This is a genomic window from Pseudonocardia cypriaca, from assembly GCF_006717045.1.
Lineage (GTDB): Bacteria > Actinomycetota > Actinomycetes > Mycobacteriales > Pseudonocardiaceae > Pseudonocardia > Pseudonocardia cypriaca.
In genome coordinates this window covers 1,573,574-1,594,661 of record NZ_VFPH01000002.1, presented here as the reverse complement: position 1 = coordinate 1,594,661, position 21,088 = coordinate 1,573,574, and the positions used below count along the sequence as shown (strand labels likewise).

At 72.9% G+C, this 21,088-nt stretch carries 19 protein-coding genes; 12 read left to right on the top strand and 7 right to left on the bottom strand.

Going from position 1 to position 21,088, the window contains the following annotated elements; all coding sequences use genetic code 11:
• Nucleotides 1-152 precede the first annotated feature (152 nt).
• Genes FB388_RS25230 through FB388_RS25220 form a run of 3 tightly spaced genes read right to left on the bottom strand, consistent with a single transcriptional unit; the run spans nucleotide 153 to nucleotide 3,144 of the window.
• Nucleotides 153-1,427: an ABC transporter substrate-binding protein gene (locus tag FB388_RS25230; RefSeq protein WP_142104647.1), complete on the bottom strand. Its 1,275-nt coding sequence runs from the start codon at nucleotides 1,425-1,427 to the stop codon at nucleotides 153-155.
• 8 nt (nucleotides 1,428-1,435) lie between these two features.
• On the bottom strand, nucleotides 1,436-2,248 hold the full coding sequence (locus FB388_RS25225; RefSeq protein WP_142104646.1) for a carbohydrate ABC transporter permease: 813 nt from the start codon (nucleotides 2,246-2,248) through the stop codon (nucleotides 1,436-1,438).
• Nucleotides 2,245-3,144 carry a carbohydrate ABC transporter permease gene (locus FB388_RS25220; RefSeq protein ID WP_142104645.1) on the bottom strand — a complete coding sequence of 300 codons (900 nt, stop codon included), beginning with the start codon at nucleotides 3,142-3,144 and terminating at the stop codon, nucleotides 2,245-2,247. Before FB388_RS25220 ends, FB388_RS25225 begins: the two co-directional genes overlap by 4 nt.
• A gap of 191 nt (nucleotides 3,145-3,335) precedes the next feature.
• Between FB388_RS25220 and FB388_RS25215 the strand changes: the two genes are divergently transcribed.
• The 4 genes from FB388_RS25215 (at nucleotide 3,336) to FB388_RS25200 (ending at nucleotide 8,040) form a co-directional block, all read left to right on the top strand.
• Complete coding sequence (locus tag FB388_RS25215; protein WP_142106277.1) at nucleotides 3,336-5,120, top strand: sodium:solute symporter family protein; 1,785 nt, start codon at nucleotides 3,336-3,338, stop codon at nucleotides 5,118-5,120.
• 17 nt (nucleotides 5,121-5,137) lie between these two features.
• A complete protein-coding gene (locus tag FB388_RS25210) occupies nucleotides 5,138-5,401 on the top strand; it encodes a hypothetical protein (RefSeq protein ID WP_246122377.1) in 264 nt (87 codons plus the stop codon).
• Nucleotides 5,402-5,634: 233 nt separating this feature from the next.
• Nucleotides 5,635-6,537: a S66 peptidase family protein gene (locus FB388_RS25205; protein ID WP_142104644.1), complete on the top strand. Its 903-nt coding sequence runs from the start codon at nucleotides 5,635-5,637 to the stop codon at nucleotides 6,535-6,537.
• Between the two features lie 96 nt (nucleotides 6,538-6,633).
• The gene (locus tag FB388_RS25200) at nucleotides 6,634-8,040 is read left to right on the top strand and encodes an HNH endonuclease signature motif containing protein (RefSeq protein WP_142104643.1); all 1,407 of its coding nucleotides are present in this window, start codon (nucleotides 6,634-6,636) and stop codon (nucleotides 8,038-8,040) included.
• A 132-nt stretch (nucleotides 8,041-8,172) separates the two neighbouring features.
• Here the strand turns inward: FB388_RS25200 and nikE are convergent, their stop codons facing one another.
• Genes nikE through FB388_RS25180 form a run of 4 tightly spaced genes read right to left on the bottom strand, consistent with a single transcriptional unit; the run spans nucleotide 8,173 to nucleotide 13,528 of the window.
• The gene (nikE, locus tag FB388_RS25195) at nucleotides 8,173-9,792 is read right to left on the bottom strand and encodes a nickel ABC transporter ATP-binding protein NikE (RefSeq protein WP_142104642.1); all 1,620 of its coding nucleotides are present in this window, start codon (nucleotides 9,790-9,792) and stop codon (nucleotides 8,173-8,175) included.
• Nucleotides 9,789-10,676 (bottom strand): ABC transporter permease, encoded by an 888-nt coding sequence (locus FB388_RS25190; protein WP_142106274.1) that lies wholly within the window; start codon nucleotides 10,674-10,676, stop codon nucleotides 9,789-9,791. The genes nikE and FB388_RS25190 overlap by 4 nt, the downstream gene beginning before the upstream one ends.
• A gap of 26 nt (nucleotides 10,677-10,702) precedes the next feature.
• On the bottom strand, nucleotides 10,703-11,734 hold the full coding sequence (locus FB388_RS25185; RefSeq protein WP_170225823.1) for an ABC transporter permease: 1,032 nt from the start codon (nucleotides 11,732-11,734) through the stop codon (nucleotides 10,703-10,705).
• A 3-nt stretch (nucleotides 11,735-11,737) separates the two neighbouring features.
• On the bottom strand, nucleotides 11,738-13,528 hold the full coding sequence (locus FB388_RS25180) for an ABC transporter substrate-binding protein (protein ID WP_142104641.1): 1,791 nt from the start codon (nucleotides 13,526-13,528) through the stop codon (nucleotides 11,738-11,740).
• Nucleotides 13,529-13,623: 95 nt separating this feature from the next.
• Here FB388_RS25180 and FB388_RS25175 point away from each other — a divergent pair, with 95 nt between their 5' ends.
• The 8 genes from FB388_RS25175 to mnhG all read left to right on the top strand — a co-directional run bounded on the left by FB388_RS25175 (nucleotide 13,624) and on the right by mnhG (nucleotide 21,080).
• Nucleotides 13,624-14,949, top strand: coding sequence for a M20/M25/M40 family metallo-hydrolase (locus FB388_RS25175; protein ID WP_142104640.1), 1,326 nt, complete (start codon nucleotides 13,624-13,626; stop codon nucleotides 14,947-14,949).
• A 215-nt stretch (nucleotides 14,950-15,164) separates the two neighbouring features.
• The gene (mbhE, locus tag FB388_RS25170; protein WP_142104639.1) at nucleotides 15,165-17,501 is read left to right on the top strand and encodes a hydrogen gas-evolving membrane-bound hydrogenase subunit E; all 2,337 of its coding nucleotides are present in this window, start codon (nucleotides 15,165-15,167) and stop codon (nucleotides 17,499-17,501) included.
• On the top strand, nucleotides 17,498-18,031 hold the full coding sequence (locus tag FB388_RS25165) for an MnhB domain-containing protein (protein ID WP_142104638.1): 534 nt from the start codon (nucleotides 17,498-17,500) through the stop codon (nucleotides 18,029-18,031). The genes mbhE and FB388_RS25165 overlap by 4 nt, the downstream gene beginning before the upstream one ends.
• A complete protein-coding gene (locus tag FB388_RS25160; RefSeq protein WP_142104637.1) occupies nucleotides 18,028-18,432 on the top strand; it encodes a Na(+)/H(+) antiporter subunit C in 405 nt (134 codons plus the stop codon). Before FB388_RS25165 ends, FB388_RS25160 begins: the two co-directional genes overlap by 4 nt.
• Nucleotides 18,429-19,955 carry a Na+/H+ antiporter subunit D gene (locus FB388_RS25155; RefSeq protein ID WP_142104636.1) on the top strand — a complete coding sequence of 509 codons (1,527 nt, stop codon included), beginning with the start codon at nucleotides 18,429-18,431 and terminating at the stop codon, nucleotides 19,953-19,955. The genes FB388_RS25160 and FB388_RS25155 overlap by 4 nt, the downstream gene beginning before the upstream one ends.
• Nucleotides 19,952-20,482, top strand: coding sequence for a Na+/H+ antiporter subunit E (locus FB388_RS25150; protein WP_142104635.1), 531 nt, complete (start codon nucleotides 19,952-19,954; stop codon nucleotides 20,480-20,482). The genes FB388_RS25155 and FB388_RS25150 overlap by 4 nt, the downstream gene beginning before the upstream one ends.
• On the top strand, nucleotides 20,479-20,745 hold the full coding sequence (locus FB388_RS25145) for an MrpF/PhaF family protein (RefSeq protein WP_142104634.1): 267 nt from the start codon (nucleotides 20,479-20,481) through the stop codon (nucleotides 20,743-20,745). Before FB388_RS25150 ends, FB388_RS25145 begins: the two co-directional genes overlap by 4 nt.
• Nucleotides 20,742-21,080: a monovalent cation/H(+) antiporter subunit G gene (gene mnhG / locus FB388_RS25140; RefSeq protein WP_142104633.1), complete on the top strand. Its 339-nt coding sequence runs from the start codon at nucleotides 20,742-20,744 to the stop codon at nucleotides 21,078-21,080. Before FB388_RS25145 ends, mnhG begins: the two co-directional genes overlap by 4 nt.
• Nucleotides 21,081-21,088: the final 8 nt, after the last annotated feature.

Genomic DNA, 21,088 nt, shown 5'->3' with positions numbered 1-21,088 from the left:
CATCTGGTTGCCCGTCGCGCACGGGTTGGGCTCGCGCACCCCGAAGGCCCGCTGAGGCCCGAGCAGCACCCCTCAACATGGCGACTTCACACACCCAGCCCGAACTTCACACAGGGCCGGCCCTGTGCGAAGCCGGTGCTGGGTGTGTGAAGTCAGCCTCCGGCGACCTGGGCCCAGCCTTCCGTCAGCTCGCGCTGCAGCGTGGGCAGGTCGCTCTGGTTGCCCAGGTAGCGCTGCAGGGCGGGGGTGGCGATCTGGTCCTTCCACTGCGGGTAGTCGGCAACGGCCTGGAAGGGGGCGGTGGTGAGGTACTGCGCACCGTCGAGGGTGGGCTCCCAGCCGTTCTGCCCGCCGGTGGCGGCTTCGACCGCGTCCCGGGCGGGTTGGGAGGCGGGGATCAGCCACTCGCCCTGCGCCAGCGCCGCGACGTTGTCCGGTCGCATGACGAACTCGATGAACTCGGCGGCCTGCTCCACGTGCGGGCTGTCGGCGGGCACGGAGAGGGTCTGCGGGTTCGCGGCCTGGTTCGGTGACGTGCCGGCGAGCGCGGGCAGGACGCGCCACGCGAAGCCGGGCGGGGCGGCCTCGGCGAGCTGCTGCGCCACGTAGCTGCCGGCGACGACCATGGCGTAGCGGCCCGCGAGGAACCCGGTGATCACGTCCGATCCGCTCTGGGTGAGCGAGGTCGGGTCGAGGGACCGGTCGGTGTAGGCCATCTCGTGGATCCGGCGCGGCACCTCCAGCTCGGCGTCGCCGACCTGCACGGCAGCCGTGTCCCCGCTGCCGGTGAAGAAGCGGCCCCCGAAGCCCAGCCCCAGGCTCATGACGGTGGCGGTCGGCTGCCGCAGGCCCCAGCCCAGCCCCGCACGCTCCGGGCTGGTGGTGCGGCGGGCGGCGTCGGCGAGCTCGTCCCACGTCCAGGTGGGGCTCGTCGGGATGGTCACGCCTGCCTGTTCGAGGACGGTGGTGTTCGCGAACACGACGTAGGACTGCAGCAGCGTGGGCGCCGCGACCACCTTCCCGTCCACCGTGACCGCGTCCCAGACCCCCTGCGGCACGCCGGACCTGGTCTCGCCGGACAGGTGCGGGCCGAGGTCGGCGAGGTAGCCCTGGCGGGCGAAGCCCGCGATGTCGGCCGACTCGTCGTGGATGACGTCCGGGGCCGTGCCGCCCTGGAACTGCGTGACGAGCTGGTCGTGCACGGCGTCCCACGTGCCCTGGGTGAGCTGCACCTGAACGTCGGGGTGCTCGGCGTTCCACGCGGTGACGATCCGCTCGGTCGCGGCGACGCTCGGCTCCTGGAACGCGAGGCTCTGGAACCGCAGCGTGATCGGGCCGGCGCCGTCGTCGACATCGGGCCCGACGGGCGCGGTGGCGCAGCCGGCGAGCAGGACCGCCGCCGCCGTGAGTCCCAACCTGCGCAGCATCGATGCTCCTATCCCTTGACGGCGCCGGAGAGCAGGCCGGAGACCAACCTGCGCTGTATCGCGGCGAAGAACAGCAGGCTCGGCACGGTGGCCAGCAGCGCGCCGGCGGCGAGCGCCCCGAGCTGCACCTGCCCCTCCGCGCCGACGAACCGGGCGAGCGTGAGCGGCAGCGTCACCTTGGCCGGGTCCTGGATCAGGACGAGCGCGAAGAAGAACTCGTTCCACGAGGAGATCATCGTGAACATCGCGGTGGCGACCAGTCCGGGGGCGAGCAGCGGCGCCACGATGCTCACCAGCACCCGCACCCGCCCCGCGCCGTCCACCACGCCCGCCTCCTCGACGTCACGGGGGATCGCGGAGATGTAGCCCTGCAGCATCCACAGCGCGAACGGCAGCGCGTAGACCGCGTGCACGAGCGTCAGCCCGACGAGGCTGTCGACCAGGCGGAACTGCCGCAGGATGAGGAACAGCGGCAGCACGACGAGGATCACCGGGAACACCTGGCTCACCAGCACCCACGCGTTGGCCGCGACCTTCAGGCGGGTGCGGAAGCGGGCGAGCGCGTACGCCGCGGGCAGAGCGAGCACGAGCACGAGCGCGGTGGTGCCGAGCGCGACGACGAGGCTGTTGCCGGCGGCCGTGACCAGGTCCGCGCGGCGCACCGCGTCGCCGAAGTTCTCGAACGTGGGGGAGAGCGGCACGAGCCCGCCGGTGGCCAGCTCGCCACGGTCCTTGAGTGCCGTGCCGAGCAGCCAGAGCAGCGGGAACCCGAGGAAGGCCACGTAGCAGGCCAGTGCGAGGTACTGGAGCGCCCGCCTCACGACGCACTCCGCAGCTGCCCGCGCAGGTAGAACAGCAGGAACCCGACGACGAGCACGACCAGCACGTCGCCCATGGCCGATGCGTAGCCGAACTCGCCGTAGCGGAACGCCGCGTTGTAGGCGAAGAGCATCGGCAGCATCGTCTGCCCGCCGGGCCCGCCCGCGGTGAGCACGTAGACCAGCGCGAACGAGTTGAGGTTCCAGATGAGGTCGAGCGTGGTGATGGCGATGATCACCGGCCGCAGCCCGGGCAGCGTGACGTGCCGGAACCGCAGCCACGCGCCGGCACCGTCCACCGCCGCGGCCTCGTGCAGGGAGCGGTCGATCGTCTGGAGCCCGGCGAGCAGCGTGATCGTGGTCTGCGGCATGCCCGCCCACACCCCGATCACGATCACGGCGGGCAGCGCGGTGGAGAACTCGCCCAGCCAGTTGACCCCTCCCGGCAGCGCGCCGTGGTTGGGGTTGAGCAGCAGCCGCCACATGATCGCGATGATCACCGGCGGCATCGCCCACGGCACGAGCGCGAGCGTGCGGGCCAGCCACCGCAGGCGCAGGGGCGCATCCAGCAGCAGCGCGAGCCCGAGGCCCGCCACGAACTGCAGCACGGTGACCGAGACGGCCCAGACGATCCCGATCCGGAACGAGGACCAGAACAGCTCGTCGGACAGCAGCCGCGCGAAGTTGTCGAAGCCGGTGAACCGGGTGACGACGCCCCGGCCCGCGCGGGCGTCGGTGAAGCCCAGGTACATGCCCTGCACCAGCGGATAGACGCTGAACAGCGCCACGGGCAGCAGAGCGGGGAGCACGAGCGGCCACGCGTCGGCGCGCCTGCGGCGGGTGGGCGGTGGCGGCCGGTCGGGGGGCGCCCCGGTGACACGTTCGACCGCGCGCGTCATCGAACTCCCCCCGCTCGTCGGACGCCGTCGAGACGTTGGCACGGCGCGCGTATGGAGGCAAGTGTTCATCCGCGGGATGCGATGCCACGGACGTGGCGGCGCTTCGGGTGGCGCGATCGCGCAGAGCGGCGAATCATCCGCAGAGCGTGCTGGCGGGAGCGAGAGAGGGGGCCGTGGTGGGACCTGGAACTTTGGTGCTCGCGCAGCAGACAGACCTGCGGCTGGACACGACGTTCATCGACTACGTCTTCGTCGTCTTCTACTTCGTGCTGGTGCTGGGCATCGGTGTGCTGGCCCGGCGGTCGATCGCGTCCAGCCTGGACTTCCTGCTGTCCGGGCGGGCATTGCCTGCGTGGGTCACCGGCCTTGCGTTCATCGCCGCGAACCTGGGCGCGATCGAGCTGATCGGCATGATGGCCAACGGCGCCCAGTACGGCGTGGCCACGTTCCACTACTACTGGATCGGCGCGATCCCGGCGATGGTCTTCCTCGGCATCGTGATGATGCCGTTCTACTACGGCAGCAAGGCCCGCAGCGTCCCCGAGTTCCTGCTCATGCGGTTCAACGCGACCACGCAGCGGGTCAACGGCATCACGTTCGCGCTCGCGGCGGTGCTCATCGCAGGCGTGAACCTGTACGCGCTCGGCCTGATCCTCGAGGCGCTGTTGGGCTGGTCGCTCGCGCTCGCGATCCCGGTGGCCGCGCTGGTGGTGCTCAGCTACACCTTCCTGGGCGGGTTGAACGCGGCGATCTACAACGAGGTGCTGCAGTTCTTCGTCATCCTGGCCCTGCTGATCCCGCTCACCGTCGCCGGGTTGGCGCGGGTCGGCGGATGGGACGGGCTGCAGGCACGGGTGGTGGGCCTGCCGCCGGGACCGGAGCAGGTGTCGTCTTGGCCGGGGACCTCGCTCACCGAGATCGCCAGCCCGGCCCTTTCGGTGATCGGCATCGTCTTCGGGCTCGGGTTCGTGCTCTCGTTCGGCTACTGGACCACCAACTTCGCCGAGGTGCAGCGCGCGCTCTCGGCCCGCAACATGTCGGCCGCCCGCCGCACACCGATCATCGCGGCGTACCCGAAGGCGTTGATCCCGCTCGTCATCGTGATCCCCGGGATGATCGCGGGGGTGCTGGTGCCGCAGCTGACCACGCTCAAGCAGGGCGGCCCCACCGACGTCACCTACAACAACGCGCTGTCGCTGCTCATGAACGAGGTGCTCCCGAACGGGATCCTCGGGGTCGCGTTGGCCGGGCTGCTGGCCTCGTTCATGGCCGGGATGGCAGCCAACGTCAGCTCGCTCAACACCGTGTTCACCTACGACCTGTGGCAGGACTGGATCCGCCCCGGCCGGCCGGACGAGTACTACCTCCGGGTCGGCCGCACGGTCACGGTGGTCGGCTGCGTGCTGGCGATCGGCACCGCGTACATCGCGGGCAGCTTCGAGAACCTGATGGACTACATCCAGGCGCTGTTCAGCTTCTTCAACGCGCCGCTGTTCGCGATCTTCATCCTGGGCTTGTTCTGGAAGCGGATGACCGGGACCGCGGGCTGGACCGGGCTGATCTCCGGCACGATCGCCGCGGTGATCGTCGACACGCTGGTGCGCACTGGCGTGATTGCGGTGTCCTCGCAGGCGGGATCGTTCATGGGGGCGAGTGCGGCGTTCGTGGTCGGCATCGCGGTCGCCGTGATCGTCTCGCAGTTCACCACGCCCAAGCCGGACTCGGAGCTCGTCGGCCTGGTGTGGGCGCTCACCCCACGAGTGGGCCGCGGGAAGGTCCGGGTCGCGCCGTCCGCTGCGGGCGAGGCCGCGGCCGGGGCGACGGCGGCGCACCGCGAGGCGCCCCACCGCCATGCGGCGATCGAGGAGGTGCCCGCCGCGATGGACGAGGAAGAGGGCGCATGGTGGCAGTCGCCGGTGGTGATGGGCGCTATCGTGCTCGCGCTCACGGTCGTCCTGTACCTGATCTTCGCCTGACCGGAGAGGGGAGCATCGTGAGCGAGCACGAGCACCACGCCATTTCGGAGAGTGCCGCGTCGCAGCTGTTCGACCTGCGCACGGTCATCGCCGTGCTGTTCGGCGTGTACGGGGCCATCCTGACGGTGATGGGCCTGTTCTTCACGACCGATGCGGAGCTCGCGAAGGCGGGCGGCATCGCCATCAACCTGTGGTCGGGCCTCGGGATGCTCGTGGCCGCGGCGTTCTTCGTGCTGTGGGTGCGCCTACGGCCGCTGGTGCCGCCGGGGCAGCGCGCGTAGCGCATGGCCCCGGCGAGTCGGTCTCAGTCGCGCGGCGTCGGGTAGCGCGGGTTGAACACGTCCAGGGTCCAGGCGTCGAGTGCGCGCAGGGCCCGGCGGACGGCGCTGGTGAAGCGCGTGGGGGTCATGCCGTCCTCCTTCGAGGTGTTGTTCGGTGTTTCCAGTAGGTACATCGCCTGGAGCTTCTGGATCGTTCCAGGAACCGGCTGTGAGGCCGCGCACGGGCCGCGGCGATGATCCGTGCCTGGCCGCGGCCGCTGCGCCCCGGCGACCGGGTGGCGGTCGTGCTCCCGGCCGGCCCGCCCCCGCAGCACCTGCTCACCGCGGGCCTCGACCTGCTGCGCTCCTGGGGCCTGCGCGTCGACCCCGTGGAGGCGACCCGGCATCCCCGGCTGCCCTACCTCGCAGCGGACGACGCCGCGCGGGCGGAGCAGCTGCGAGCCGCCTGGTGCGACCCGGAGGTGGCGGCCGTGCTCTGCGGGCGCGGCGGCTACGGCGCGCTGCGCGTCCTCGATCTGCTGGACTGGGACGAGCTGTCAACCGCGCCGCCCCGCCTGTTCGTCGGGGCGAGCGACATCACCGCCCTGCACTCCGTGCTCGGCCCCCGGTGCGGCGTGGTGACGCTGTTCGGCGCCATGGTCGCCACCGACGCGGTGCACGACCCGCAGGCCGTGGAGCACCTGCGCCGGGCACTGTTCGACCCCCCGGCGGTGCTGCGCGGTGGGCCGCAGGCGTCGACGCTGGTCGGCGGGCGTGCGACCGGCACGACCGCGGGCGGCACGCTCAGCCTGGTGGTCTCGACGCTCGGCGTCGACGCGGTGCCACCCCCGCCGGACGGCGCGATCGTGCTGCTGGAGGACGTCACCGAGGCGCCGTACCGCATCGACCACTTCCTCACGCACCTGCTGCGGGCAGGCTGGTTCGACGGGGCGGCGGGGATCGTGCTCGGTTCGTGGCAGGACTGCGGCCCGCAGCAGGCGGTGCTGGACGTGCTGGTGGACCGGCTGGTCCCGCTCGGTGTGCCGATGGTTGCGGAGTTCGGGTTCGGGCACTGCCGCGGCCAACTGACGGTGCCGCTGGGTGCCGAGGTGGAGCTGGACGCCGACGCGGCGACGCTCACGGTCCAGCTCCAATGACCGGACCTGGTCGCGTTCCGCGGAACGCGACCAGGAATTGTCGGACTCGCATGCCACCCTGAGACTCGAACACGCGTTCGGGTCCAGGAGGTTTCCGTGCCGGTCATCTCGCTCCCCACCCCGCTGCAGGACATCCGCCTGCAGGATCTGGAGTCGGAACTGCTCGGATTGGCCGGGCACATCGCCGCCGCGGAATGCCGCTTCCTGCAGCTGTTGGCCGAGTTCGACCACCGCAACGGATGGGCCGGCGACGGCATCCGCTCGTGTGCGCATTGGCTGTCCTGGCGGGCCGGGATGAGCCTGCGCACCGCCACCGAGCACCTGCGGGTCGCGCACGCCCTGCGGAACCTGCCGCAGATCAGCGCGGCGTTCGCCGCCGGCCGGTTGTCCTACTCGAAGGTGCGGGCGATCACCCGGATCACCGGCTCGGACACCGCGACCCTGACCCGGATCGCCGCCGAGATCGCCGCTGACACCTCCGAGTGGCGCCACACCGCGGTGGCCGACCCGGCCACCGCCGAACAAGTCCTGCTCAACGTGGCGCTGCACGGCACCGCCAGCCACGTCGAAACCATCGTCCGGGCGGTCCGGCGCCGCCACACCCCACCTGAGGACCTCGGCGCCCGCCGATCCCTGACCTGGCAATGGGACGAGGACGGCTCACTGATCCTGCGCGCCCGCCTCACGTCCGACGCCGGCGCCGCCCTGATCGCGGCGATCGACGCCCAGATACCGGCCCGCCCTCCCATCACCCACCCGGCCCCGTCCCCACCCGAGGACCTGGAACAGCAGGCCCGGGAACACGAGCCAGGCCCGACCGCCAATCGGGTCGCCGCCCGCCGCGCCGACGCCCTACTCACCCTGGTCAACGCCTCCCCACAGCAGGAGTCCGGGCCAGTGGTCGAGCGCGGCCAGGCGCGAGTGATCGTGCACCTCGACGCCAGCACCGGCGCAGCACGCCTGCAGGGCGGCCCGGAGGTGCCGAGGTCGACAGCGGAGCGCCTGGCGTGTGACGCCCGCGTGCAGGTCCTGCTGAACGACCGCACCGGCAACCGGATGTATCTGGGCCGGTCCCGGCGCCTGGCCACCCCGGCCCAGATCGCCGCGCTCACCGTCCGGGACGGCGAGGGCTGTCAGTTTCCGGGCTGCACCCACACCCGCCACCTGCACGCCCACCACATCCAGCACTGGCTGCACGGCGGCCCCACCGATGTCGACAACCTGATCCTGATCTGCTCCTTCCACCACACCGTGATCCACGACCACGGCTACCGGATCCGGCGCTCGACCGGGCGGTGGGAGTTCCTGCAGCCCGACGGCACGACGATCCCGGCCGCCGCGGCCCCGTTGACCGGCAACACCGAGGACCTGATCGAGATGAACACCCGAGCCCGGCTACGCATCGACCGCACCACCCTGACCCCCGACTGGTACGGCGAGCGGCTCGACCCCGAACCCATCCTGGACGCCCTCCTACCGCAGCGGGTCAAGACCGCAGCCTGAAGGCAGGGCGTTCCGCGGAACGCACCCGACAGGATTCAAAGACCTGGCAGCGCACGCAAACTCTGTTTCCCGGATCGCCTCGAGCGTTCCGCGGAACGCGCCGGAAACCCGACGTCAATCAGATCTGATCGCCTATGACCCACTGATCGAGTTCGGACTCACCCAGCGAGGACCCGGGCTCGCTGGGAGGGCGGAGAGCAGCAGTTTCGTGTAGTCGTGCCGTGGTTCGAGCAGCACCTGCTCCGTCGGGCCCGCCTCCACGACCCGGCCCTGGTGCAGCACCACCACCCGGTCGGCGATCGTCCACGCCAGCCCCAGGTCGTGGGTGATCACCAGGGCGCCCAGGCCCGGGTCCGAGCGCAGCCGCAGCAGGAGCGCGAGGATCTCTCCGCGCACCGACGCGTCCAGCGAGGCCACCGGCTCGTCGGCCACGAGGAAGCGCGGTGTCAGCGCCAGCGCTCCGGCGATCACCACCCGCTGCCGCTGGCCTCCGGACAGCTCGCCCGGCAGGGCGTGGCGGTACCGGTCGGGAGGGCGCAGCTCCGCCTGCTCCAGCGCGGCGTCGACGAGCTCGCGCTCGTCGCCGGGCAGCCGGTGCACCCGCACGCCCTCGGCCACCGCCTCGTGGACGCTGTGGCGCGGGTTCAGCGCGCCCGTCGGGTCCTGCAGCACGAGCTGCACGTGCCGGCGGTACTCGCGCAGGTCCCGCCCGGAACGGGGGAGCGGCCTCCCGTCGTAGCGCACCTCGCCCGCGGTGGGCCGCTGCAGGCCGAGCAGGCAGCGGGCGAGGGTGGTCTTGCCCGATCCGGACTGGCCGACGAGCGCGACGACCTCCCGGGGCCGCAGCTCGAGCGACACGTCGTCCACCGCGCGCAGCGTGCCGCCACCGCGCAGCGGGAAGTCGACGGTGAGCCGCTCCGCGGCCAGCACGGGGCCATCGTCCGGCGCGCCCGGTTCGACCTTGCGCGACGCGGGGTCGCCGACGGCGGGGAAGGCCGCGGCGAGCGCCCGGGCGTGCGGGTGGGTCGGTCGGCGGAGCAGCTGCTCGGACGGCCCGGACTCGACCACCACGCCGTCCTGCATCACCGCGACCCGCCGGCACGTCGCGGCCAGCACCGAGAGGTCGTGGCTGATCAGCATCAGCCCGATGCCCCGCTCGGCGACGAGCGCGGCCAGCAAGTCGAGCACCTGCTTCTGCACGACGACGTCCAGCGCGGTCGTCGGTTCGTCGGCGATCACCAGGTCGGGCGCGCACGCCAGCGCCATCGCGATCATGACCCGCTGCCGCTGCCCGCCGGACAGCTCGTGCGGGTACGCCGACGCTCGCGCGGCCGGCAGGTCCACCTGCTCCAGCAGGTCCGCCACCCGCTTCTCCACACCGGTGGCGCCGGGTTCGTGCAGCCGGATCGGCTCGGCGATCTGCGCAGAGATCCGCTGCACCGGGTTGAGCGAGTGCATCGCGCCCTGGAACACGATGGCGGCGTCGGCCCACCGCAGCGCGCGCAACCGCCCCCAGGACAGCGCCCCGACGTCGGTGCCGCGCACCAGCACCTGCCCGCCGACCTGCGCCGTGCGGGGCAGCAGCCGCAACGCGGCGAGCGCGAGCGTGGACTTGCCGCACCCGGACTCGCCGGCCAGTCCCAGCGTCTCGCCGGACCCGAGGGTGAGCGACACCCCGCGGACGGCGGGTTCGACGCCGCGGGCGGTGCGGTAGGAGACGGTGAGGTCCCGGTACTCCAGCAGCGGCTTCATCGACGGCCCGCCAGCGCCGGGTTCACGACGATCTCCAGCGCCCGGCCGACGAGCGTGAAGCCCAGCACCACGACCACGATCGCGAGCCCGGGCGGCAGCAGGTACCACCACGCGCCCGCGGTGATCGCCCCGGAGTCGAGGGCCGACTTGAGCATCCCGCCCCAGGAGACCGTGGTGGGGTCGCCGAGGCCGAGGAACGACAGCGTCGACTCGGCGACGATCGCGCTGCCGACCGCGAGGGTGGTGCTGGCCAGCACCAGCGGCAGCACCGCGGGGAGCACGTGCCTGCCGAGCACGTGCATGTGCCCACCGCCGAGCACCTGCGCCCGCTCGATGAACGGTCGCGCCTCGATCGTGAGCGTCTGGGCGCGGACCAGCCGTGCCGTGGACGGCCACGCCGTCACGCCGATCGCCACGATGATCGTCAGGACGCCGCGTTCCAGCACGGTGGACAGCACGATCGCGAGCACCAGCGACGGCAGCACCAGGAAGAAGTCGGTGAGCCGCAGCAGCACCGCGGACAGCCAGCCGCCGAAGTGCGCCGCGGTCATCCCGACCACCGTGCCGATCACCACCGACAGGACGGCGGCGGCCACCCCGACCAGCAGCGAGATCCGCGTACCGGTGACCGTGAGCGCCAGTACCGACAGCCCGTTCTCGTCGGTGCCCAGCGGGAAGGCGGTGCTCGGGGGTTCCAGCACGCCGCCGGTCGCTTCGACGACCGACAGCTGCTCGGGTGGCACCACCAGCGGCGCGGCGAGCGCCACGAGCAGCACCAGCAGCAGCACCGCGGCGCCCGCCACCCCGGGCGGCTGGGCCAGGTAGGCGCGCGCGGACCGGGCGGCGGCGAGGCGACGGCGCCGCCAGGCGATGCCCGCCGTCATGTCGCCGCCCTTCGTGTCCCGGCCCGTCACGACGCCCGCACCCGCGGGTCGAGCAGCCGGTAGCCGAGGTCGGCGAGCACGTTCATGAGCACCACGGCCACCGACAGCGTGATCAGCGTGCCCTGCAGCAGCGGGATGTCCGGCACCGCGAGCGCCTGGTAGGTCAGCAGGCCCAGCCCCGGCCACGAGAACACCGTCTCGACGGTGACCGCGCCCGCCACCACGAGCCCGACGTGCAGGAAGATGATCGTGATCGTGGGCAGCAGCGCGTTGGGCACCGCGTGCCGGCGGCGGACGAGGTCCTCGCGCAGGCCCTTCGCCCTGGCCGTGGTGAGGTAGTCGGCGGCCATCTCCTCCAGGAGCGAGGAGCGCATCACCATGAGGTACTGGGCGTAGACGACGGCGACCATCGTCAGGCAGGGCAGCACCAGGTGGTGGGCGACGTCCAGGACGGCGGGCAGGAACCCGTCGACCCCGCCGGGGGAGGTCATGCCGCCGGTGGGGAACAGGTCGAGGCCCACCGCGAACACCATCAGCGCGATCAGCCCGAGCCAGAACGTCGGCACCGACCACAGCACGAGCGCCGTGCCCGTTGCGATCCGGTCGAACACGCTGCCGTGGCGCCACGCGGCCCGGCTGCCCAGCCACAGCCCGAGCGCCACCGCGACCACCAGGGCGGAGCCGGTGAGCAGCACCGTCGGGCCGAGCCGGCCGAGGATGATCTCGGTGACCGGCCTGTTGTAGACGTACGACGTGCCGAGGTCGCCGCGCGCCACGTCGGCGAGGTAGTCGACGAACTGCGCCGGCAGCGGCCGGTCCAGCCCGAACTCGGCGCGCAGCCGGGCGAGCTGCTCCGCGTTGCCGGGGCGGTCCCGGGTCATCCAGCGCACCGGGTCGCCGGGTAGGACGCGGAACAGGAAGAACCCGAGGACGACGATCAGCCCGACGCTCACCAGCCCGCCGCCGAGCGTGCGCAGCACGAACGCCGCGCTGCCGCGGCCCCGCCGGGGTGGCTCGGCGAGGTCGGTGGCCACCGCCGTCATGGGCAGGTCGCTCATGTACTACTCGCGCTCGTCGCGGCTGCGCCGCCGGTTGCGGGCCACGAGGAAGGCCCCTGCGCCGAGCACCACGACGGCCGCGAGCACGCCGACGAGGAGGCCGGTGCCACCGCCCGCGTCCGCGGCTGCCCGGGGCGCCGCCACGGGGGTGGCACCGTAGTAGCCCCAGTAGCCGGTCTGGCCCGTGATGACCCCGCCGTCCTCCGGCTGGGTGACGAAGCCGGTGAACCGGTCGGCGCGGTAGGCCTCCAGCAGCGCGTCGTGGGTCAGCACGATCGCGTGCACGTCGTCGTAGAGCAACGACTGCATCCGCTGCACGATCTCGCGCCGCTTCCCCTCGTCGAGCGCGGCCTGCTGCTCGGCGTAGAGCTGGTCGTAGGCGGGGTTGCAGTAGCCGGAGTCGCTGCGCGACGTCCCGTTGACCGCGCACGTCTGCTGGTCGAGCGTGGAGTCCGGGTCCGGGTTGACGCTCCATCCGCTCACCGCGATGTCGAAGTTGCCCGCGACGGTCGCGTCGTCGATCTGGTTGGAGGCCATGATCTGCGGCGTCACACCGACCCCGACCGCCTCGAACCACCCGGCGAGGAAGTCGAGCAGCTGGGGGTTCGTGGGCACCTGGTTCCCGGCGATGAGCCGGAGGGTGAGCGGCCTGCCGTCCGGGCCGACGCGCACGCCGTCCGGGCCGGGCCGGTAGCCCGCCTGGTCGAGCAGCGCCTTCGCCCGCTCCGGGTCGTGGTCGCGGCGCTGGGAGTCGGACGGCGTGAACGTCCACTTCGGGTAGACCGGCGGGATGATCCCGTGTCCGGGTTCCGAGTGGCCCTGCTTGACCCGGTCCACGATCGCGCCGGCGTCCACGGCGTGGTGCAGCGCCTTGCGCACCCGCACGTCGCGCAGCGCCGGGTGGCCGTCGCCGAAGGGCTGCCCGTCCACGCCGCTCGGGTTCGACCAGTTGAGCAGCAGCTCCGTGTACCGCCGGTTGCGACCTTCGTTGCGGCCGACCGCCGCGTTGCCCTCCAGCGAGTCGAACTGGGCGGGGGTGAGGTCGCGCACGAGGTCGACGTCGCCCTTGAGCAGGCCCTGTACCGCGGCGTCGGCATTCTCGTAGCGGACGAACTGGAGCGTGTCGACGTGCGCCCGGCCGCGCCAGAAGCGGTCGTTGGCGCTCAGCGTGACCGACTGGCCCTCCTGGTACCCGCTGATGACGTACGGCCCGCTGCCCACGGCCGGGAGCTGCTCGGCGTTGGTGGCGGTGCCGATCTGCCCGACCCGGGAGGACCAGACGTGCTCGGGGACGATCGGGACGTCGCTGGCGAGGATCGAGGCCTGCGGCTCCTTCGTCGTGATCTCCACGGTCCGGTCGTCGACGGCGGTGACCGCCGCGAAGTTCGCGACGGCCGAGCCGTTCGCGTCCTGCGCCGCGGGGTTGGTCATGATCTGGGTGTAGGTGAACGCCACGTCCCGCGCGGTGATCGGGGTGCCGTCCGACCACTGCGCGTCGCGGATCTTGAACGTCCAGGTCAGGCCGTCCGGCGAGGACTGCCAGCTCTCCGCGAACCCCGGCTGCACCGCGTTGTCCGGCCCCACCATCGTCAGGTTCTCGTAGGTGAGGCGCATGACCTGCGTGGAGGACAGGAACACCGCGACGAACGGGTTGAGCGAGTCGATGTCCTGGGTGATCGCGACCCGCAGGGTGGTGCCGCCCGGAGGTGGCTGGGCGTGCGCCGCGCCGGGCCAGCCGGCTGCGAGCGCGGCCGCGAGCAGCGCGGCCGCGGCGTGGAACGAGACCCCTCGCATGGCTTCCCCCCGAAGAATGCGCCATCGCAGTGGGGGGAATGAATCATCGTCACGCCATGGCGTCAATGGGTCACACGCGGCTAGCCTGGGTGATCATGCAGGTGATCGACCCGGCCCGCGGCGTGGCGGACCTGTGCTCGGCGCTCGTGGCCATCGACACCACGAACCGGGCCCGCGGCGACGCCGTCGGCGAGCGGGAGGCGGCCGAGCTCGTCGCCCGGGTGCTCGCCGACGAGGCCGGCGTCGAGCCGGTGCTGCTGGAGCCGGCCCCGCGGCGCACGAGCGTGGTTGCCCGCGTGCCCGGCAGCGATCCCGGGCTCGGCGCGCTGCTGGTGCACGGGCACCTCGACGTCGTGCCCGCCGACCCGGCCGGCTGGGCGGTGCCCCCCTTCTCGGGGGCCGTCCGGGACGGCTACGTGTGGGGTCGCGGCGCGGTGGACATGAAGGACGCCTGCGCCACCGTGCTCGCGGTGCTGCGCTCCTGGTCGGCTCGCGGGGTGCGTCCCCGCAGGGACGTGGTGGTCGCGTTCGTCGCGGACGAGGAGACCGGGGGCGCCTACGGCGCCGAGTGGCTGGTGGCCGAGCACCGGGACCTGTTCGACGGGTGCGCGGCGGCCATCGGCGAGGGCGGCGGGTTCCCGCACCCGGCGGGCGGGGTGCGGTTCTACCCCGTCGGCACGGCCGAACGGGGCACGCTGCACCTGCGGCTGACCGCCACCGGGCGGGGTGGGCACGGCTCGCGCCCGAACCAGGACAACGCCGTCGTCGCGCTGGTCGAGGCGCTGGCCCGGCTGGCCCGGCACCGGTTCCCGGTGCGGCTCACCCCCACCGTCCGCGAGTACCTGCTGCGCAGCGCCGAGGCGCTCGGCGTGCCCGCCGACCTGGGCTCCGACACAGGCGTGGACGCGACGATCGAGCGCCTCGGCCACGCGGGCCGGTTGGCAGCGGGCACGGTGCGCCACACGATGACGCCCACCGCGCTGGCCGCGGGCGGTGCGGTGAACGTGATCCCGCCCGTGGCCGAGGCGATGGTGGACACGCGGGTCCTGCCCGGCGGGATGGCCGAGGTGACCGCGGCACTGGACGAGCTGCTCGGTCAGCGGGTGCGGTACGAGGTCGTCGCGCAGTCCGATCCGGTGCAGGCGCCGATCGACTCGCCGTGGTTCGCGGCGATGGCCGACGCGCTGCGCGCGGGTGACCCGGACGCGGTGGTCGTGCCGTACTGCCTCGGTGGCGGCACCGACGCGAAGGCGTTCTCCGCGCTGGGCATCCCGTGCTACGCCTTCGCCCCGCTGGGGCCGGCCCCGGACGGCGACGGCTACGACCACCGGGCGATGGCGCACGCCGTGGACGAGCGGGTGCCGATCAGCGGCCTGGAGTTCGGCGCGCGTGTCCTCGACCGCTTCCTGCTGCGGGTCTGACGCGCCGATCGTAGGGTGGTCCCCGAGAGCCTCGGCCCGTTTTGTCCGCTTCTGCGGTTCGCACGGGCTAATTTCACGGGGCTGGGACGAGGAACGGGCCGTTCCGGGTACCTCACGCGCGAGGGCGCGCCTCGCCCGTATCGCTGAGCGGAGCTCGCGCAGCGAACAGACCGCTGCCGAGCGTGTTTCGGCATCGCTGACCGGGAGGAGACCGCGTGCTCGCACTCGTGGCCGCGCACCTCGTGCTCGCCGGCCTGCTGCCGATCGTGTCGGCGCGCAGCAGGCGGGCGGCGTTCGCCGTGGCGGCTGTGCTGCCCGCGGCCACGCTGCTGTGGGCGCTGGCGAACGCGGGCCCCGCACTCGCGGGCGGCGTCGACGAGACCACGGCCTGGTCGCCCGCGCTCGGCCTGGAGCTGTCCTTCCGGCTCGACGCGCTGGGGCTCGCGATGATCGTGCTGGTGTCCGGCATCGGCGCGGTGATCCTGGCCTACTGCACCGGGTACTTCGGGGCCGGCTCGCCGTACGCCACGCGGTCGGCTGCGCTGCTGCTCGCGTTCGCGGGCTCGATGCTCGGCCTCGTGCTCGCCGACGACCTGCTCACGCTCTACGTGTTCTGGGAGCTGACGTCGATCGCGTCGTTCCTGCTGGTAGGGCAGGGCGGCGAGCGGCGCGAGGAGCGCAGGGCGGCCGTGCAGGCGCTGCTCGTCACGGTGTTCGGCGGCCTGGCGATGCTGCTCGGCTTCGTGCTGCTCGGCGAGACCGCGGGCACGTACCGGATCTCGGAGATCCTGGCCGACCCGCCCCGCGGCGGCGCGGTCACCGCCGCGTTGCTGCTGATCCTGCTGGGCGCGTTCACGAAGTCGGCGCAGCTGCCGTTCCACCCGTGGCTGCCGGCCGCGATGGTGGCGCCCACGCCGGTGAGCGCGTACCTGCACGCGGCGTCGATGGTGAAGGCGGGCGTCTACCTCGTGGCGCGGCTCTCGCCCGCGTTCTCCGACCTCGCCGTCTGGACGGTGCCGGTGCTGGTCGCCGGGGTGGCCACCATGCTCGTCGGCGGCTGGCGCGCGCTCTCGGCCACCGACCTCAAGCGGCTGCTCGCGTTCGGCACGGTGAGCCAGCTCGGGTTCCTCATGGTGCTGTTCGGCGCGGGCGGGCGGGTGGCCGCGATGGCCGGCATCGCGATGCTGCTCGCGCACGGGATGTTCAAGGCCACCCTGTTCCTCACCGTCGGCGCGGTCGACCACGCCACGGGCACGCGCGACGTGCGGGAGTTGTCCGGCGTCGGCCGCGCACTGCCCGGCCTGGCGATCGCCGCGGCGCTCGCGGCCGCCTCGATGGCGGGGCTGCCGCCGCTGATCGGGTTCGTCGGCAAGGAGGCGGCGTTCGAGGCGTTCCTCCACGGGAGCGTCGAGAACTGGGCCGTCGCGGGCGGGCTGCTGCTCGGCTCGGTGCTCACGGTGGCCTACAGCGCGCGGTTCCTGTGGGGCGCCTTCGCCAGCAAGCCCGGCCGGGACGCCGGCGACGTGCACCGCCCCGGCGCCGCGCTGACCGTCCCGATCTGGCTGTGCGCGGCCGCGGGCCCCGTGCTCGGGATCGCCACGCCGATCGTCGACACCGAGGCGGCGAGCTACGCGGGCGCGCTCCCGGGTGACCCGGGCTACCACCTCGCGCTCTGGCACGGCTTCGGGCTCCCGCTGCTGTTCTCCGCGATCGCGCTGGCCGGCGGGCTCGCCCTGCACGCCGCGCGGGCCCGGGTGACCCCGCTCGCCGGCCACAGCCCGCTCGACGCCCAACGGGCGTACGAGAAGACGGTCGCGGGGATCGGCCGGGTGGCCGTCGGCGTCACCGGGCGGCTGCAGGTCGGCTCGTTGCCGGCCTACCTGGCCACGATCCTCGTGGCGTTCGTGCTGCTCCCCGGCGTGGCCACGGTGCTGGCGGGCGCGTGGCCCACGTCCCTGCCGCTGTACCACGAGGTGATCCAGATCCCGCTCGCGATCATGGTGGTGGTCGCGGCGCTCGCCGTCACGCGGGCCCGGCGCCGATTCACCGCGGTCCTGCTGGTCGGCGTGATCGGTTACGGCGTCGGTGGCCTGTTCATCGTCGAAGGTGCGCCGGACCTCGCCCTCGCCCAGTTCCTCGTCGAGACGCTCTCGCTGGTCGCGTTCGTGTTCGTGCTGCGCAGGCTGCCCCCGCACTTCACCGAGAGCCGCCCGTCCCGGCGGGTCCGCGTGCCGAAGGCGCTGCTCGGGGCCGCCGCCGGGTTCGCGGTGGCGGTCTTCGCGCTCGTGCTGTCCGCGGCGCGCACCGGGCCCGCAGCCACCAGCGGTGAGTTCGCCCGGCTCGCCCCCGAGGCCGGGGCGACCAACGTGATCAGCGCGATCCTCGTCGACTTCCGCGCACTGGACACCGTCGGCGAGATCGGCGTGCTGTTCGTCGCCGCGGCAGGCGTCGCGAGCCTCGTGCTCGCCACCCGCTACGACCGGCGGCGCGGCGGAGGACGGGTGGAGAGCGGCCAGAGCACGCCCCGACACGAGGAGGACGTGCTCGGATGAGCCCCGACAACGACGACTACAAGCCCTTCGAGGAGTGGGACCGGCCCCGGCAGGCGTGGATGCTCTCCGGCGACTGCCGCGGCCACCGCCAGCGCACGCTGCTGCTGGAGATGACCACACGCGCGCTGTTCCCGACGGTGCTCGTGTTCTCGGTGTACCTGCTGCTCGTCGGGCACTACGGACCCGGCGGCGGCTTCGCGGCCGGGCTGGTGGCCGGTCTCGCGTTCGTCCTGCGCTACATCGCGGGCGGCAGCGAGGCCGCCGTGCGCGTCCGCCCGCCGGTGCTCATCGGGCTCGGGCTGACCGTCGCCCTGCTCACCGCGCTCGCGCCGACCGTCGTCGGCGCACCGGTGCTCACCACCACGAAGCTCGCGCTCGACGTCCCGCTCCTCGGGCACTTCGAGACCCAGACCAGCGTGTTCCTCGACGTCGGCGTGTACCTGCTGATCGTCGGCGTCGTGCTGGACCTGCTGCGCTCGCTCGGCGCGGGGATCGAGCGCGACATGCGCGATGCGGGGGAGCCCCGATGACGACCGTCAACCTCGTGATGGCCGCCACCGTAGGCGTGCTCTACGGCACCGGGTTCACGCTCCTGCTGTCGCGCTCGCTCATGCGGGTGCTGATCGGCGTGGTCGTGCTGGGGCACGGCACCAACCTGCTCCTGCAGCTGGCAGGTGGCCCGCCGGGCCGGCCGCCGATCCTCGGCGTCGTGCCGCCGGAGGAGTTCACCGACCCCCTCCCGCAGGCACTCGCCCTCACCGCGATCGTGATCACGTTCGCGCTCACGACGTTCCTGCTCGCGCTCGGATACCGCTCCTACGTCCTGGTCGGCCACGACGAGGTGCAGGACGACGTCGAGGACCGCCGGATCGCGCGGCAGAAGGCGCCGTCCGCGCCCCTGGAGGACGGCAACGGGGAGGAGCCGTCATGAGCTCTCTCCTCCCGCTCCCCGTGCTGCTGCCGATGCTCGGAGCGGCGCTGTCGATCGTCGCCAGCCGGTGGGCCACCCTGCAGCGCGTCGTGGGGATCGTCGTGCTCACGGCGGTCGCGGTGACCGCGGCCGTACTGCTCGTGGCCGCCGACGGGCAGGGCCCGATCGTCGCGGAGCTCGGCGGGTGGCCCGCGCCCGTCGGGATCGCGCTGGTGGCCGACCGGCTCTCGGCGCTGCTGCTGCTCGTGTCCACGCTGGTCACGCTGGCCGTGCTCGGCTACGCCATCGACCAGCGCATCGTCGACTACGGACGCGCCACGGCCAGCACCACCTTCCACCCGATGTACCTCATGCTGTGCGCGGGCGTTTCGCTCGCGTACCTCACCGCCGACCTGTTCACGCTGTTCGTGGCGTTCGAGCTGATGCTCACCGCGTCCTACGTGCTGATCACCCGGCGCACCGGCGCCGACCGGATCCGCGCAGGCATGACGTACGTGACGGTGAGCCTGCTGTCGTCGCTGCTCTTCCTCACGGCCGTCGCGATGGTCTACGCAGCCACCGGCACCGTGAACCTCGCCGACCTCGCCGGGCGGGTGGGGCAGCTGCCGGCAGGGCTGCAGACCGTGCTGGCGCTGATGCTGCTCGTCGTCTTCGGGATCAAGGCGGCGATCGTGCCGCTGCACTTCTGGCTCCCCGACAGCTACCCGAACGCCCCCGGCCCCGTGGCGGCGCTGTTCGCCGGGCTCCTCACGAAGGTCAGCTTCTACGCGCTGCTGCGCACGCAGACGCTGGTCTTCCCGCGCGAGGAGCCGTGGACGCTGGTGCTCGTGCTGTCGGCCGCCACGATGCTCGTGGGCGTGCTCGGCGCGCTCGCGCAGAACGACCTCAACCGGCTGCTGTCGTTCCTGCTGGTGAGCCACATCGGGTTCCTGCTCTACGGGCTCGCCGTGTTCGACGCGGCGGGCGTGTCCGGGGCAACCCTGTACGCCGCGCACCACATCACGGTGCTCGCCACGCTCTTCCTGGTGAGCGGCCTCATCACGCGGCGCACCGGCACCGTGGCGCTGGACCGGATGGGCGGGTTGCTGCGCACCTCCCCGGGCCTGGCGATCCTGTTCGCCATCCCCGCGCTGACGCTCGCCGGGGTGCCGCCGACGGCCGGGTTCGTGGCCAAGCTCGCGCTCCTGCAGGCCGGGGCCGCGAGCGGGCCCGCCGAGCAGGCCGTGGCCGGCGTCGTGGTCGTCGCGAGCCTGCTCACCCTCTACGCGCTGGTGCGCGTGTGGGTGCGGGTGTTCTGGGGCGAGCCCGTCCCGCCGGAGCCCGACACCGACCCCGACGACGAGGTCCTCGTCGGCACGGCGCGCACGTCCGTGCCGATGTACGCGGCCACCGCCGGGCTCATCACGGTCAGCCTCGCGATCGCGGTCTTCGCGGGCCCGCTCGCCGGTATGACCGAGCGGGCGGGCGTGGACCTGCTCGACCGCGGGCCGTACCGCGTCGCCGTGCTGGGGGAGGGCCGGTGAGGGGGAGGCTGCCGGCCGTCCTGTGGCTGACGTGCGTGTGGGTGCTGCTGTGGGGCACGTTCACCCCGGCGTCGATCGTGGGCGGCCTGGTCGTCGCCGTGCTCGTCACCGCGTTGTTCCGGCTGCCGCCCGCCACCGACCGGCTGCCGGTGCGCCCACTGCGCATCTGCGGGCTCGTGCTGTTCCTGCTGTGGGACATCGCCGTGTCCGGTGTCGAGGTGAGCTGGGAGGTGCTGCGCCACGGCCCGCGCGCCCGCGGGGCGATCATGGCGGTGCCGCTGATCGCGTCCTCCGACCAGGTGGTCACGATCATGGCCAGCGCGCTCTCGCTCTCGCCGGGCACGATGGCGCTGCAGATCGACCACGACCACGACGTCTGGTACGTCTACGCGCTCGGGCCCCGCGACGACGCGGATGTCGACCGGGCCCGGCGGCGCGTCGTGGACATGCAGCGCCGCGTGCTCTCCGCCCTCGGTTCCCCCGACGAACAGGCCGAAGCGGAACGCCTGCTGGGGAGGATGTCGTGACGGTCGTCTTCGTCGTCGTGCTGGCGCTGCTGTGCGCCGCCGGTGCGCTCACGCTCGTCCGGCTGCTGCGCGGGCCGGACACCCTGGATCGGATCGCCGCGCTCGACGTGCTCGTGATCCTCGTCGTGGCCGCCGCTGCGGTGTACATCGCGATCTACCGCGACGGCTCCAACATCCCGCTGCTCGCCGCGGTCGCCCTGCTGGGGTTCGTCGGGTCCGCCACGGCGACCCGGCTGGCCGAGCGCCGGAAGGGGCACCGATGACCGACGTCGTCTCCGCGGTGCTGCTGCTCGGCGGCGCGCTGTCCTGCCTGCTCGGTGCGTTCGGGCTGCTGCGCCTGCCGGACCTGCCGGGCCGCCTGCAGGCCGCCACCAAGCCCCAGACGCTCGGCCTGCTGCTGATCCTCGCCGGCACCGCGCTGCGGGTCGAGCTGGAGAGCGCGGTGACCCTGCTGCTGGTCGGGCTGTTCCAGGTGATCACGGCCCCGGTGATCTCGCAGCTGCTCGGGCGCTCCGCCTACCGCGCAGGCGCGGTGCGCCGGGACCTGCTGGTCGCCGACGAGCTGGCCGGGAAGATGCCCGAGGAGGACGAGTCCTAAGCTCCCCC